This window comes from Micrococcales bacterium (genome assembly GCA_009784895.1).
Lineage (GTDB): Bacteria > Actinomycetota > Actinomycetes > Actinomycetales > WQXJ01 > WQXJ01.
On record WQXJ01000015.1, the window covers coordinates 1 to 14,216 of the forward strand.

A 14,216-nucleotide genomic window follows, 5' to 3' on the forward strand; every position below is an offset into this window, starting at 1 on the left:
GACAACACAAGTCACCGCCTGATCACCCGGCAGATCGACATAGAACCCACCCGACACACCAGCCGCATTAGTAGTCGCGACGCTTTGGCTCGGATTATTGGTTAGATGACAAGTCGCCACCAGCCCCGACTGTTGTAGCAACTCCCAATCAGTCTTATTGGATTGAGTCACCAAAACCGTGGTAGTGCCCGTAGCCGAAGTCACTGGCAAAGGCAACGCCGCCAAACCCGAAGCGTTGGTCGTGTCCTGAACCTGGGCCGTGGTGCCAATCGCCGCCGTGTAATGCCAACCCTGGGCCGGCGAACCAGTGGTGGCATTCACCGACGCCTTGTCCTGGTTAGGAGAAGCTTCACGCGACAACACTTGTAGCGGGGCAGTGAAATACTGGCCGTTCACCACAACACAAGTCACCGCCTGGTCACCCGGCAGGTCCACATAGAACCCACCAGGCACACCAGCCGCATTAGTGGTCGTGACGCTTTGACTTGGACTATTGGTCAGATAACAAGTCGCCACCAGACCAGACTGCTCAAGCAACTCCCAATCGGTCTTGTTTGTCTGGGTCACCAAAACCGTGGTAGTGCCCGTAGCCGAATTGACTGGCAAAGGCAAAGCGGCCAGGCCAGAAGCGTTGGTCGTGTCCTGAGCCTGGGCCGTGGTGCCAATCGCCGCCATGTAATGCCAACCCGAAGCCGGGCTACCAGTGGTGGCATTCACCGACGACTTGTCCTGGTTAGGCGACGCCTCACGCGACAACACCTGCAACGGGGCAGTGAAATATTGCCCATTGACGAAAACACAAGTCGCTATTTCGCCGGCCGGTAGGTCAAGGAAAAAGCTATCGCCCGGCCCAGGAGTCGTGGACAGGATCGTGTTCTGGTCAGATTTGAGAAAACACGTGGCGTTCACACCGGACTGTTGCAGCAGTTCCCAGCCGATTTTTGTTGTTTGAGTGACAAGCACCCGGGTGGTGGTGTTCGGTGTGATCGGGACTGGCAGGCTGACCAGACCGGTGTCGTCAGTGGTCCCGTCGACCTGCTCGCCGCTCGAAACGACCTGGGCGGTGTAATGCCAATCCGAAGCCGCAGCACCGGTCAGCCTGTTTACATATGCCTTGTTCTGGTTGACGGGCGCCTCACGCGCTTCGATTTCCAGGGCGGCGGTGCATCGGCCGGCAGCTATTTCCTCGAGATATGTCGACACCTGGGCAAAATTGGCGGCCAAATAGTAGTCACTGTCCAGTGTCCGTCCACTTATGGACTGGAGTGAAGTGGGTGAAACCGAGACTTGGCCCACGCCAAATCCAATCACCCGTGTCCCGGCCAGTTTGAGGGCATTGGCAGCCTGGGCGCCGGCTGGGTCGTCTGACGGGGCGCCGTCTGTCATGAAAATGACCACGTCGGTTGGGTTACCAGCATTGATCACATTGCGCAAAGGGGGGCCATAGTTGGTGCCACCAGTGGCCCGCCACCCACTGTAAGTAGCCTTGACCTGGTCGGCCCCCGCTTGTGTGCGAATCGAAATGGGCGTTGTCCGATTAGTCATTCCGGGGATTGGAGAAACGTTTGAGAAGGAATAGACCGTGAAGGTCGTGTCTGTCCCGGTCAAGGCGTCGACAAAGACGTCGGCCGCGTTGGTCATGTCCCGCTCGTAGCCGGCCATTGACCCGGAATAGTCCATCACCAATGCCACGTTGAGTGAACAGCCGGCCGGCAGGGGCGGGTTCGGGGCAACCAAATGGAGTGCCGGCTGCTGCAGCGTGCGGCCGAACCTGTTGTTCATGATGCTTGTTTGGAACTGGCTGGCCGGATTGGCGGTGTTGTGAACAAAGACCCACCATTCGCTGCCGGCAGGTGTTTGCACTCTCCAAGTCTCGCCTGAGTGGTTCTGGTGGTAGGAGGCAGGCACAAAGAAACTGCAAAAGCCGGCGGTATCAGACACACAGGTCGACCAGTTTTCACCGACCGGCGTCCAGGTTGGTCCCGGACCTAGAACCGCCAGTTCGAGCTCAATCCCCCCCATCGTTAGTGGCTGAGCCGCTACCACGCCAGCGATGTGGGTGCCCCACAGAGGGAACTGTAATTCCACTTCGTCCGGTTCGACCGCCTGGGCCGGCGGAGTCAGGGTTGGCGCCGCTAGCACAGGCACGACCAACGCCAAAACGGCGCCAAAGGCCACCAAGGCTCGAGAAAATAACGTAACGGAGGGGGCGCCTAGACGCCCGACCGGCAGCTCCAGTGCCATCGTCGGTCATCCTTACTGGGTTGTCGAATCGGGACTAGGTTTCCTGAGAGCTTAGTGGTCGACCCGACCCGGGCTGTAGGGCCACGCCGTCGCCACGGGCCAGACTCGGCCCATACAGCGCTTGGTCCGGGCCATCGCCTGCCACTAACCGGGTGTCGAAATGGGCCGTGGTAGTCGCCTGTCGTGGGGTTATGCGATCCGCCCGAGGCCAAAGCGTCACCTGCTACCGATTCCCAGCCGAGCGACATCGGCCGCCCAGAGCCCATCAAAACATCTAGGTGGTAATGCCCACCGTGCCTTGACAACACCACGGTGGCGAGCTGACTCATGCTAGGCGCGGTGCTGCGCCAAGCGGATTCGGCTTGAATGCCTGAGCCGTCTTCCAATCAGCGCCATGGTCAGTGCCAGCAGCACGGTTCCTAGCAGGGGCACCAGGCTGCCGGTAACGGGCAGGCCGCCGGCCGCGGACCCAGGCGGCGACCCAGGCGGCGAGCCCGGCGGCGTGAAACCGGCGTTGGCGGCGTTGCGAATCGTCACGGTGGTGACTGGATCGGCCGCACCGAGTAGCAGCGTCTTCGGGACGACGTCACAGGTCCCCCAGGTCATACCGTCGATCGCCGGTGGGGTGGCCTCAGTGAACGTCAGGGTGTCGCGGTGATGCAGTTTTGGGCCGTTGATGATTTTGCCGTCGGCCGTGATGGTCAAGAACCCGGGCAAAGCGTTGCCGTCGGCATCGGTGGTGACAGGCCGGCCGCTTAGATCTTCCACAGTGTAATCAACCCGGAACTGGGTGCTGGCCGGAACCAAATTGGCGCCGCTGCCGTGGACCACCTTTTGAATACGGAACGAGGCATCAACCTGGGGAAGGATAATCGAAACCCTTGGTGTGGCTTGATTGGCAACCTCAACGACCACCGGGTTGGCAGCGTCCAGCACCAGGGTCGAGGGACTGATGACAACGCTGCCCCAGGTGTAGTCCGCCCCCGGCAGGGCAGGGTCCTCAACAAAGGTAATCCGGTCACCGTGGTGCAGCCCGGACAGCCCGGTGACAATGTCGCCCTTGGCATTAATCGTCACGGTCCCCGTTCCAACTGGGCTGATATCCGGCAGGCAAACGGAAATCAGGGGGTTGGTGACAGTATGTGAATGGCAGGCGTTGTAGTGCACTGTGAACGTTTCGTTATCGTCAACAAGGCCTGTGGCGCCGGTTACCTTCTTGTAGATTTGCCAGTCGAGCGGGACCACGGGCAGCTCGATATCGGGATCCTGCGGGTCGAGCGCGGTGTTGGTGACGCTGATGGTCATGCCCCCGGCGTTGGCGGCATCTAGCCGCAGGCTACTTGGCACTATTTCGACGTTCCCCCAGACCAGGCCGCTTTGTGGGGCCGGCGCTAACTCGGTGACGGTGACCCAATCACCATTGTGCAAATCCTGGGGCGTGCACCACGGAACGCCTGGGACTATCTGGATTGTGGCCGGTAGTGGGTCGCCGTTGGCGTAGGTCGTGACCGGATTGCCATCAAAGTCGACAACAGTGAAGCTGACTGTGAAGGCGGTGCCAGCTGCGACCAGATTCCCCGGATCATCCAGGGTTTTCTCGATACAGAAGGGGACAGTGATAGTTGGATCACCGGTGCTGATGCCCAGGAAAGCCTCATTGGTCACCGTGACGTCGACTGGCGGCGTGGTGTTGCCATTGAGCACTATGGTGCTCGGGTCGATGGTCGCGTTACCCCAGTACCAACCAGTGGGAGGATCAGGCAGCGGGGTGACCTCCCTAAAGGTGACCCGGTCGCCGTGGCGCAGGATCGGTCCGTCCACCACCGTGCCATCGCCACGCAAAGTCAGGGTCGCCGGCAGCGGGTCACCCTGGGCGTCGAACAGCACCGGGGCGCAGGCGTCAATCGGGGCGACCGGCGGGGGGTCAAGAGGCCGGCAGACGCTGAACTCAACTGCAAACTGGGTGTTCGCCAGAGCGCCAGCGGCCTGGGGTGGTGTGATGTTCTTGTGAAGCCGGAACGTCGCCGGAGTCGCGACGGGCCGGGTCGCCCGGTTGGTCACGGTGACGAGTTGACCTGGGCTGCCGCCGCCGATGACGATGGTGCTGCCGGGCGTGAAGGTGACGTTGCCCCAGTTGACACCCGGGATAGCCCCTGGGGTGGCTTCCTGGAAGCTGACAAGATCCCCGACCAGGAACTGCGGTCCGTTGACGATGGTGCCGTCAGCCAGGATGGTGAGGGTAGTTGGCAAGGCCACCCCGTCTTCACTCTGGGTCAGGTCTGTGCAAACCGCGCCGCCAAGCTCAGGTCGGCAAGCGGTGACTAGAACCGTAAAAGCGGTGGTGGGTGGGACAAGCCCTGGAGGATCAGAGTCAACCGCCTTGTTGATCCGGAACGTTCCGGTGGCGTCCTTTGGCACGCATCCAAAGCCATAGCCACCTCGCCACGGGTAGTTGTGGTGCTCACCGCCGCGCCCGGCCCTAACCACGTTGCCGCCCAAGTAAAACCGGCCGTTGGTTGAGGCCGTGACGGTGGAATTGGTGGTGCGTGGGGCCACGATCGAACCCATCACCTGTGAGGACCCGGGAATGTCCAACGTGGTGGCATTCGGGAAGTTCCACAGCAAACCCGAGGCAGCTGCCCCATAGCCTTGGGGGTTGCCGGAGAAATCGTCAACCCGAACTCCATCGAAGGTGACATAGTTGTGCAGCAGAGTGGCAGGGCTGCCGGTGACATTGATGACCACGGGCACTGGAGCGCCATCAGGACCAGTCGGCAAGCCCCTGAAGTCCAAGGCGCCGTTGGCCGCCGTTAGCTGGGCCGCAGTAATAGAGAACACCTGCAGCGGCGCGGAGGCGTTCGTCACGGTGAAGGTCCCGCCGGCATAGGTGCCGGTGGTGGCCAACGCGTTGAGCGCATCGGAGGTGACGGTCAGGTCACTGCCGAAACTGGCCCAAGGCGCAATGGCGGCCGGACCCAAGTTGGTCCGGATGTCACCGACCGCGCCGGTGGCCGAATAGATGGTGCCCGTGGCTGTGCCGCCTATGTCAGCCTTACCGTTGATCAGGTCCGCGCCCATTTGCGCCCCAATCTGCAACGATCCGGGCGGGGTCACTGTGACGTTGCCGCCAACTGCCAGCATCACGCCATCGTGCGGGGCGACAATTCCGGAACCAACGCCAACCACACCAATTCCCAGCCAACTGCCGTTGTTTTGGGTCAGGTTACCTTCGACCACGGTGACACCCTCAGACTCCACGAAAGCTGGATTGAGCGTGTAATCACCGCCTACCCAGGTGGCGTTATTCGCGTCCTGAAAGAACGTGCCGGGAATGCCGACACCAGGCATATTGCCAGTATCAGGACAGTCATCCGGCGACATAACCATGGGTTGGTTGGCGCCCGGTGGCCCGCTGTTGGGTTGGCCCAAAACCGGCGGGGCCGGAATCGCCAGCAGACCAGCGACCAGGCCTAACAGGCCGAGCAAGGCCAGGCTAAGCGCGCCAGCCCGGCCTGCGCTGACATGAAAGCGGCGGCGGATGGCTCCTGCCGAGCCTCGTCCGGCCTTGGCGCCACGCAACTTGCCAGCATCAGAAAAGACCGCCAAGCGCCCTCGGTTACTTTGATTGGGGTGGCCATTTTTGCAGGCACCACCCTCAGATCCACGAAACATGCCACATCCTCATGGTTAATTTGTAAACCGAGGGGGGCGATCCGTCGCTGCCCTCCCTCGCTGGCTCCGCTCGCCAACGCAGGGCAGCGAAGCCCGCTGGACAGCTCACATAATTGGGCTGACTAGTATTTCGAGCGTAGCCTACCGGGACGCTAATCTGCTCGTTTATTTGGCTCGTTGTCTTGATTGTCCCGGAATCCCAGGCCATTCTCGAATCCAGCAGGCAAACGACTCACCGCAGTTTCGACCGGCGTTTTCATCAGTCCTCCCAAGTAGGCCTCGCGCGGTCAGTTGTGCGTCCACCGAGCGCTAAGGAAGGCGTGGAACGGCATGAACGGGCACCATCCGGCACCCCCGTGTCGGCCTGGCGTGTGCGTCATTTGCACAGGTCATGGCCCTAGAGTAGCCGCGACCAACGGCAGGTCGCAGGGTAGCGAAACGCCAATTGTGGAGCTGAGGGGAATTGAACCCCTGTCCGGCCCACGTGAACCAGGTCTTCTCCGGGCGCAGCCTGTCTGCGGGATTTCTCAGCCTCGGCACTCCGACAGGCGAGGTGCCGCCAGGCTCAGCCACCAAAGAGTCCCCAGGCGCCTGGTGGCGTGACACCTGAGCAGTGGGCTTCTAAACGACGCCAGATCCTAGGGCGAAGCCATCCCTAGGCTGACGGGCATGCGCGCTCGCCTCAGGCGGCGAGAGCAAAGCCGGTGCGATTAGATTTAGCACCTATTTTTGTACGTGGAGCGTTTACGAGATAACCACGCCTCCTCGGCCCGCTTCTCCTGCCTCGACGTACACCGTCGAAACCGATCAGCCCCTCTGTTAAGTTGTTTGAGTTGTGCCCAAGGATTCTATGCCATTGGCTTTGGCATCACATCGCTTCGCCCTTTTGTCTCCTAGGATTGGCCCATGGGAGATCACTCCCCAGCCAACCAGGCGGCAAAGGTTGGCGTTGGTGGCCTTCCCAGGCGCCGGCATCGGGCGACTGCCGCCTACTTGGCAACGGCGCTGGCCGCCACGCTATTCCTCAGCGCCTGTACCTCTGTCCCGGCGCCCGATGACGTTGCCACGCTTGAGCAGTCAACCTCACCTACCGCCTCGCTAACCCAGGCGGATACCGCCCGAGAAATGGTCAAATGCCTGGCCAGATCCGGCATCGAAATCGAGGCGAACCCACTCGACGACGGGCAGCTGATCGTTCTGCCACCGTTGGATTCCGTCTCCCACTTGATTGACCCTCAGGGCCTGCGCTTCGGTGGATTCGACCCACAGAAGGTGGACCCTGATCTGGTCGCTGGCCTGTCCCAGGCCATCGACCGGGCCGCGGCCGGCCGCGAAGGCAAGTGGGTCTTTGTGCAAAACGGGGAGGATCTGTCCGTCGAGTTTGAGGCCTGCGCCCAAGAGACCGGCTATTCAAGCCCGGTTGTTGGGCCGGACCCACTCGACGAGCAAGTCGAGCGCCAGCTACAGGCCCAGGCAGCGGCCGAATGGGCCAAATGTGCCCGTGAACACGGCTACCCCGAAATTGGCGATCCTGAGCCGGGCGAGGTCGGGTCGGGAGAATTCCCAACGGTCCTGCTGCCCTTTTCGATCAGCGAAGAGGATCTGACAGCGCTGGTTGCCGCCTGCCCAACCTTCGACCGCCAAGTCCAAGAGGACTTCGACGCCAAATACGACGAGGATCCGAAATCCAACCCCCGTGCCAGCGAGGTGCCCCACTGGCCACGGGTGATGATCGAACTTCAGGGCACCGACAGTCCCCTAGACCTCGACCCTGAGGCGCAGAAGCGCTACAACCGCCTCGACGCCATCATCAACGCCGAGAAGTACGACTACAACGGCGCTGGCTACGGCGACGACTAGCGCCGGACGGGCTGGCCGGCTTTGGAGCGATTGTGCCGTGCCTGCCGAGTTATCTGCCCGCGTGATGGGCCGGTAGTGTTACTACATGCGGCGCCCCCCAAAGCCCCAACGCCTACTGTGCGCGGGAGTGAGGGACACAACTGTGCACAGATCTGTGAGACTCGGCACGCCCCGGCGCCTGCTCCCCGAGCGTTTTGCAGCTGGTCTGGTTGCAGCGGTAATGGCCAGCGGCCTGGTCTTGGTGGCATGCTCTGGCAATTCGCCCGATGACGTGGCCACGCTTGAGCAGCCGACCTCACCTACCGCCTCCCTAACTCAGGCGGATGCAGCCCGGGCCTTGGTCAAGTGCATGGACAGGGCCGGAATCAAAATGGAGCTGATTGAAGCGGAAGACGACCAAGCTTGGGCCGGACCGATGGGCTACTCCTCCTTCGGCACGCGCGACCCAGACGGTTTGCCCGGCTTTGTCGGTGTAGAGACCGCTAGCTACGCGGACTGGCAGCGGCTGGACCAACAGCTCCGGCAAATCGGCCAGGCACGACCAGGCTCATGGATCTTGTTGATCGACGGCCAGGACTATTCCGAAGCCTATGACGCCTGTATCAAAGAGAGCGGCTATACCGAGCCGGGTTTCCAGATGGATCCGGTTGAAGACGCTCGAAATAGGCAGCTCAATGCTGAAGCGGGCGCCGCGTGGGCGGCCTGCGCCCGCGAACACGGCTACCCGAATGTCGACGACCCCGTTCCCGGCAAACCCGGAGACGACGACTACCCAACCATCGTCCTATCCTTTTCGATGACCGATCAGGCCCTCAAGGCGCTGATCGCCGAATGCCCCACCTTCGACCGCCAGATCCAGGAGGAATACGACAAGGCGTCCGAGGACCCTAACTTCGACCCAGACGGCTCTAAATACCCTCGGTGGCCGAGCATTGACTTCGACTACGTCTGGCCTGAAGATCCCAACGACGCCAGTCAGGCGGAGATTGACAGGCTGAATGCTCTTGTCGGCATCACCACCGCCGAGCAAGACGCCTACCGGGGCTCAAGGCTCGAAGGCGACGGGCCTGCAACAATGTTTCTCGGAGGCGGGTGACCGTCCTTGCGGCCATCACTGAGCCGCCAACAACTCGAAGACACATTGCTCGCAAACCAAGGCCATGCGCTTGGCTCAAGCAGCTCGTCCTCACTGCTTGCGGGGCAAATGCGCCAGGTCAACACCCGGTGCGATTGGCCGCTAGTATTATTACATGCGGCGCCCCCCAACGCCCCGACGCCTGTGGGCTAGGCGTCTGCTCCCCTGCCTGACTGCGGCGGCATTAGCCGGCGGCCTGGGCCTGGCAGGTTGCACTGACAATTCGGCCGATGTCGCCTCGCTTGGCACCGCCGGCCCCAAGAAGGGCCAACCGACCCAAGCTGACACCGCCCGCGCCCTGGTCAAGTGCATGGACAGGGCCGGAATCGAGATGGAGCTCATGGAGGAGGAAGGTGACCAAGCCTCGGTAATGCCCAAGGACTTTTCCATCTATGCCCAAGGCAACCCTGACGGTGGTTGGGGAGCTGCCGGCGACGAAGGTGCCACAGAGGCTGATTGGGACAAGCAAAACCAACTGATGGACAGCCTGGCAGAGTCCAAACCCGACTCGTGGATCCTGGTGATTGACGGCGAGGACGTCTCCGAGGCCTTTGACGCTTGCGTCAAGGAAAGTGGCTACACCGAACCGGAGTTCCAAGTGGACCCGGTTGAGGATGCCAAGCAAAGGCAGCTTGACGCCTCGGCGGGCGCCAAGTGGGCGGCCTGCGCTCGCGAACACGGCTATCCAAACATCAAGGACCCCGTTCCTGGAAAACCCGAAGACGACTACCCAACCGTGGTTCTGCCGTTTTCAATGACCGAGGAGGCCCTAGAGGCGCTGGTCGCCGAGTGCCCCACATTTGACCGCCAGGTCCAAGAGGACTACGACCAGAAATCGCAAGACCCAGAGTTCGACCCGGACGGCTCAGAGTATCCGCGCTGGCCAAACATCGATTTTGACTACGTCTGGCCTGAAAACCCAGACGATGTCGATCCCAATATCGAGCAGAAGTGGGACCGTTTCTGGGAAATCCTATTCGCCGAGCAGAACGCATACTACGACTCTTTGTCCGGCGATGGCGGATACTCGGTCTCGGTCTTCGGGGGCGGGTAACCGACGTGAACGTAGCCCCCAGGCTGAGTCCCCTTGAGGGCCCATGACGGCCGGATCAAAGCCCAGGAAGTGGCTTAAGCCGCTTATCATCACCACGTCGATTGCCCTGGTGTTGGCGCTAGGGGCTGGGCTGGCGGTGTGGCTGGGCCAGCGGCAAGGTACTGGCCAGGACAAGGCCGAAATCCACACCGCCCAGGTCGAACTGACCTCGCTGACCGCCGCCTTGGAGCTGACCGGATCACTCGGCTACGGCAAGCCACAAGACCTTGGCGGCGGCGGCGGCATAGTCACCAAGGTGCCGAAGGCCGGCCAGGAGTGCCAGGCCGGAGAGGTGCTACTAGAAACTGAGGGCAAGCCTGTGTTCTTGCTGCATGGGGACACGGTTATGTACCGGGACATCAAAGCTGGCACCTCGGGCCCAGATGTCACCGCCCTGCGAGCCGCATTGACTGAGCTGAAATACGACGCTGGCGCCGCCTCGCCCATCTATGACGCTGCCCTATCAAAGGCCATCGACAGTCTCTATGCCAACGCCGGCTACGCCTCGCCATCGGAAGACCCCGAGGCCAAAAAAGCCAAACAAGAAGCCGAACAGGCCCTAATCCAGGCCAAAGCCGCCCTCAGCGAGGCCGGCAAGACCGACCAGGCCGCCCTAGCCCAAGCCGAAGAAGACGTGCTCAAAGCTCAGCGCGAGCTGGCCAACCCGCCTGAAGGCATGAGCCGGGAAGACGCCCGTGGCGCCCTGCGCGTAGCCCAGGCAGCTCTCAACGATCTGAAAGCACCGCGGGACACCAGCGCTGAACAAGCCGCAGTGGCCGCGGCCCAACAAGCGTTCGACGACGCCTTGCTGACGCCGGTTGGGCCGAAAGACATACTCATGGTGCCGACCGAAACGCTGCGGGTGGACCAGGTCAAGGTCAACCCCGGGGCGCCAGCTGATTCGGTTGTGGTGACCTGGACCGACACCACCATCTTTGCCAACGTCGAACTGACCGACGCCCAGAGAGCCAGCTTTTCGACTGGCGCTGAGGTCAAGGTGACCTTGTCCAACGGCGAAGTGGTGGACGGCAAGGTTGGCGAGTTGACCGAATCCACTGTGGATGAGATGGGCCAGTTCTTCCCAGCCAAGGCCCGCATTGACATTGAGGACCAGGATGCCCTGGCTGAGGTTGGGCTAGGTTCGGTCAAAGTTGACCTGGTACAGGACACTGCCAACGAGGTCTTGGTGGTACCGGTGACCGCCCTGGTGGCGTTGGCCGAGGGCGGCTATGCGGTCGAACTGAAAGACGGCACTCTAGTTGGGGTCGATGTGGGCCTGGTGGCCGACACCCGCGCCGCCATTACACCGACCACCGGTGAGCTGAACGAGGGCGATGAGGTGATCATCCCTTGAGGCCAGCCCAGGGTCTGCCTCATTTGGCCTTGCGTGGCGCCTCGAAGACCTATCCCGGCAACCCGCCCATCCACGCCTTGGACAACGCTGACCTGGATATCGCGCCGGGTGAGCTGGTGGCGGTGGTGGGGCCGTCCGGTAGCGGCAAAACCACCATGTTGTCTCTGATGGGCACGCTCGACCAGCCGACCTCCGGTGAGGTTTGGGTCGACGGGGTTAACACCGGGCAGTTGGGTGAGGCCGCCCGTTCGCGGCTGCGCTCAGACAAGATCGGCTTTGTCTTCCAGCAGTTCTATCTGCTGCCTTCGCTGACTGCTTTGGACAACGTTGCCACCGGCATGCTCTACCAGGGCATTAGCGCGTCACGGCGGCGCGCTTTGGCGATGGAAGCTTTGGGCCTGGTCGACCTGTCCAACCGGGCTACGCACCGGCCCGGTGAGTTATCTGGCGGCGAGCAACAGCGGGTGGCGATAGCCCGGGCCATGGCCGGCGGGCCGTCGATATTGTTCGCGGACGAGCCGACTGGCGCGTTGGATCAGGCCTCTGGCAGGCGGGTGCTTGAAGCCTTACGCCAGGCCAACCAGACCGGCGCCACTGTGGTGGTGATCACCCATGATGAGCACCTGGCCGAGGACTTCGACCGGCGTGTGGTCATGTTGGACGGCCGGATCGTGGCCGATGCCGGCCCATCAGTTGCCTGGGATGCCTCACCTGAGGAGACAGTGGTGTTATGAGACTGTCGCGGCGCCGCCGCCTGCGGCCAGGCGACGTGGTGGCAACAGCCACCTTGGGGCCGCGCACGCGACTGGTGCGTTCGCTGCTTTCGGCCGTGGGAATCGCCATCGGCGTTGCCGCCCTGGTGGCCATGCTGGGTTTGCCAGCTTCGAAAACAGCCCAGTTCGAGAAAGAGCTAGACGAGGCCGGTGCCAACCTGGTCAGGGTTTATCCCGGCCAGGACATGCAGACCCAAGCGACCTACCCTTTGCCAGAGACTGCCCCGGCCATGTTGGCCCGGATCCGACCGGTCACCTCGGTCGTCACGACCTGGACGGTACCGGACGGCCGTGTCTACCGCAGCGACCTGGTGCCAGCCAACCAGACCGGAGCCCTCTCGGTGGGCGTGGCAGAGGGCGACTTGCTGGGCACGTTCAAGGTCGAAATGGCCCAGGGCGAGTGGTTTTCCAGGGCCAACCTCGAACTGCCGACAGCTGTGTTGGGATCCTCGGCCGCCCAGTATCTTGGCGTTGGTGTGGGCGCGCGGATTTGGTCCGACCAACGCTGGTGGGCCGTGGTTGGCGTGCTCGAACCGATGATGCTGGCGCAAGAACTTGACGCCACCGTTTTTTTGGCCCGCGGGCCTGTGACCGAGGCCTACCCCGATCTAGAGATCGACGCCGTTTACGTGGCCGCCGCCCCGGCCAAGGCGGCCGCCGTCAAATCTGTCGCCGCGGCCACCGCCAACCCGGCTGATCCTCGCCACGTTTCGGTCGAATCGTTGGCCGACCTTGGTTGGTTTCAGGACATCGCCCTGGACCAGTTCAGGAACCTGGCCCTAGGCCTGGCGGCGATCGCCCTGCTGGTGGGCGGAATTGGCATAGCCAACACCATGGTTGTGGCGGTGATGGAGCGCCGGGGCGAAATCGGCTTGCGCCGTGCCATGGGTGCACGCACCGGCCAGATCGCCCTCCAATTTGTGCTCGAGGCGGCCCTAATTGGATTCACCGGCGGCCTGATCGGTATTGGCCTTGGGGCCTATCTGGTTTTCTTGATCACGGCCTTCCAAGCCTCGGTCTTCGTTGTCCCGACCTGGGTGCTGTTGGCCGGGCCGGGCATCTCAATGCTGATTGGCGCACTGGCCGGCCTGTATCCCTCGATCAAAGCCGCCCGGGTCTCCCCCACTATCGCCCTGCGCGCCATCTGACTCGCCTTGACTTACCCTGGCTGGCTTAGGCTCGCGCTGGCCTGGCCTGGCTAACCCTGGCTAGGGCGACCAGACCTCCACCAACGCGTCGATTTTCTGCTGTGTGATTTGGTCAGGGGTAGCAGCATCTCGGCGCGGTTCGCGTCCGTCCCAGCCCGGGGCGTCATACCCTAATCTGGGTTCAATGTCACCGGCCACGAATCTACTGATCGGACAGGCCTCGAACAGCAGACCGAGCTCGGTTGGGGTGATGCTGAGAGGCAACACCGCCATCGGCTCGGTTTGAAAGCCGTCCGCGCTAAGGGCCTCGACATCGGCGATACCCGGATGGCCGTTGTCCCTGGCGCAGGCAATCCACTCGTTTGTGACTTCTGCTACCGCCTGTTTGAAGGCCAACTCCTGAGCCGGATCAAACCCCCAAATGGGCGGTACGTAATCGATCGTCTCGGCGCATTGCCTGTACGGTTCGGTGAAGTCGCCAGTATCGGAGATCAGATAGCTCCACCCAACGGCATCCGCCGGCGATGACGCGAGTTCCGCCTGGTACTTGGCTTCCAGGTCCCCCATCCTGCGCTGCTTGGCCTCAGCCTCTGCCGGGCTATCGTTTTCCCCTCCGCCCATGTGACACATGCCGTCTTGCTCCTGGCACAGAATCCAGGGTGGATCGGAATCGAACCCGAGTTCTGCCTGGCCGTCATCCCAGATGTTGAGGCGAGCTGGCACACCCTTGGACTGCAGACACTTCACAATCGCCTTCGCAGACTCGACCTGTCTTGAACTCACAATTGATGACACGCTTGGAGTCAGGCTGGCGACATCTTCGGGCCCGGCCGAGCAGGCAGCCGCAACCACCGCGGTGGCGATGGCGCCCAAGACTCGATCAATGCGCAACCTGCGCAGACGCTCGCCTTTCGCCATATGTTCCCCTGGTGTGCGT

9 protein-coding genes and 1 other RNA gene are annotated in these 14,216 nt (G+C 62.2%); 6 read left to right on the forward strand and 4 right to left on the reverse strand.

Features of this window, described 5'->3' with window-relative positions; translation table 11 throughout:
- The 3 genes from FWD29_04115 to ssrA form a co-directional block, all read right to left on the reverse strand.
- Positions 1 to 2,244: VWA domain-containing protein (locus FWD29_04115; GenBank protein ID MCL2803126.1), on the reverse strand; the 2,244-nt coding region annotated here is incomplete at its 3' end.
- 330 nt (positions 2,245 to 2,574) lie between these two features.
- Positions 2,575 to 5,916, reverse strand: a complete 3,342-nt coding sequence (locus FWD29_04120; protein ID MCL2803127.1) for a choice-of-anchor A family protein — start codon at positions 5,914 to 5,916, stop codon at positions 2,575 to 2,577.
- A 445-nt stretch (positions 5,917 to 6,361) separates the two neighbouring features.
- Positions 6,362 to 6,731: a transfer-messenger RNA gene (gene ssrA / locus FWD29_04125) on the reverse strand.
- Positions 6,732 to 6,822: 91 nt separating this feature from the next.
- Here ssrA and FWD29_04130 point away from each other — a divergent pair.
- The 6 genes from FWD29_04130 to FWD29_04155 all read left to right on the forward strand — a co-directional run bounded on the left by FWD29_04130 (position 6,823) and on the right by FWD29_04155 (position 13,279).
- Positions 6,823 to 7,776: a hypothetical protein gene (locus FWD29_04130; GenBank protein ID MCL2803128.1), complete on the forward strand. Its 954-nt coding sequence runs from the start codon at positions 6,823 to 6,825 to the stop codon at positions 7,774 to 7,776.
- 142 nt (positions 7,777 to 7,918) lie between these two features.
- Positions 7,919 to 8,872 carry a hypothetical protein gene (locus tag FWD29_04135; protein ID MCL2803129.1) on the forward strand — a complete coding sequence of 318 codons (954 nt, stop codon included), beginning with the start codon at positions 7,919 to 7,921 and terminating at the stop codon, positions 8,870 to 8,872.
- 154 nt (positions 8,873 to 9,026) lie between these two features.
- Entirely contained in the window at positions 9,027 to 9,965 is a 939-nt protein-coding gene (locus FWD29_04140) for a hypothetical protein (protein MCL2803130.1), read from the forward strand.
- A 43-nt stretch (positions 9,966 to 10,008) separates the two neighbouring features.
- Positions 10,009 to 11,358: a hypothetical protein gene (locus FWD29_04145; GenBank protein MCL2803131.1), complete on the forward strand. Its 1,350-nt coding sequence runs from the start codon at positions 10,009 to 10,011 to the stop codon at positions 11,356 to 11,358.
- Positions 11,355 to 12,092 (forward strand): ABC transporter ATP-binding protein, encoded by a 738-nt coding sequence (locus FWD29_04150; protein ID MCL2803132.1) that lies wholly within the window; start codon positions 11,355 to 11,357, stop codon positions 12,090 to 12,092. The genes FWD29_04145 and FWD29_04150 overlap by 4 nt, the downstream gene beginning before the upstream one ends.
- A complete protein-coding gene (locus FWD29_04155; GenBank protein MCL2803133.1) occupies positions 12,089 to 13,279 on the forward strand; it encodes an ABC transporter permease in 1,191 nt (396 codons plus the stop codon). Before FWD29_04150 ends, FWD29_04155 begins: the two co-directional genes overlap by 4 nt.
- A gap of 60 nt (positions 13,280 to 13,339) precedes the next feature.
- Here FWD29_04155 and FWD29_04160 read toward each other — a convergent pair whose 3' ends face one another.
- Entirely contained in the window at positions 13,340 to 14,197 is an 858-nt protein-coding gene (locus FWD29_04160; GenBank protein ID MCL2803134.1) for a hypothetical protein, read from the reverse strand.
- Between the last annotated feature and the right edge of the window lie 19 nt (positions 14,198 to 14,216).

Coding starts and splice junctions, on each gene's coding strand:
- FWD29_04120 (MCL2803127.1), bottom strand. CDS start 5,916: ATGTTTCGTGGATCTGAGGGTGGTGCCTGCAAAAATGGCCACCCCAAT.
- FWD29_04130 (MCL2803128.1), top strand. CDS start 6,823: ATGGGAGATCACTCCCCAGCCAACCAGGCGGCAAAGGTTGGCGTTGGT.
- FWD29_04140 (MCL2803130.1), top strand. CDS start 9,027: ATGCGGCGCCCCCCAACGCCCCGACGCCTGTGGGCTAGGCGTCTGCTC.
- FWD29_04145 (MCL2803131.1), top strand. CDS start 10,009: ATGACGGCCGGATCAAAGCCCAGGAAGTGGCTTAAGCCGCTTATCATC.
- FWD29_04155 (MCL2803133.1), top strand. CDS start 12,089: ATGAGACTGTCGCGGCGCCGCCGCCTGCGGCCAGGCGACGTGGTGGCA.
- FWD29_04160 (MCL2803134.1), bottom strand. CDS start 14,197: ATGGCGAAAGGCGAGCGTCTGCGCAGGTTGCGCATTGATCGAGTCTTG.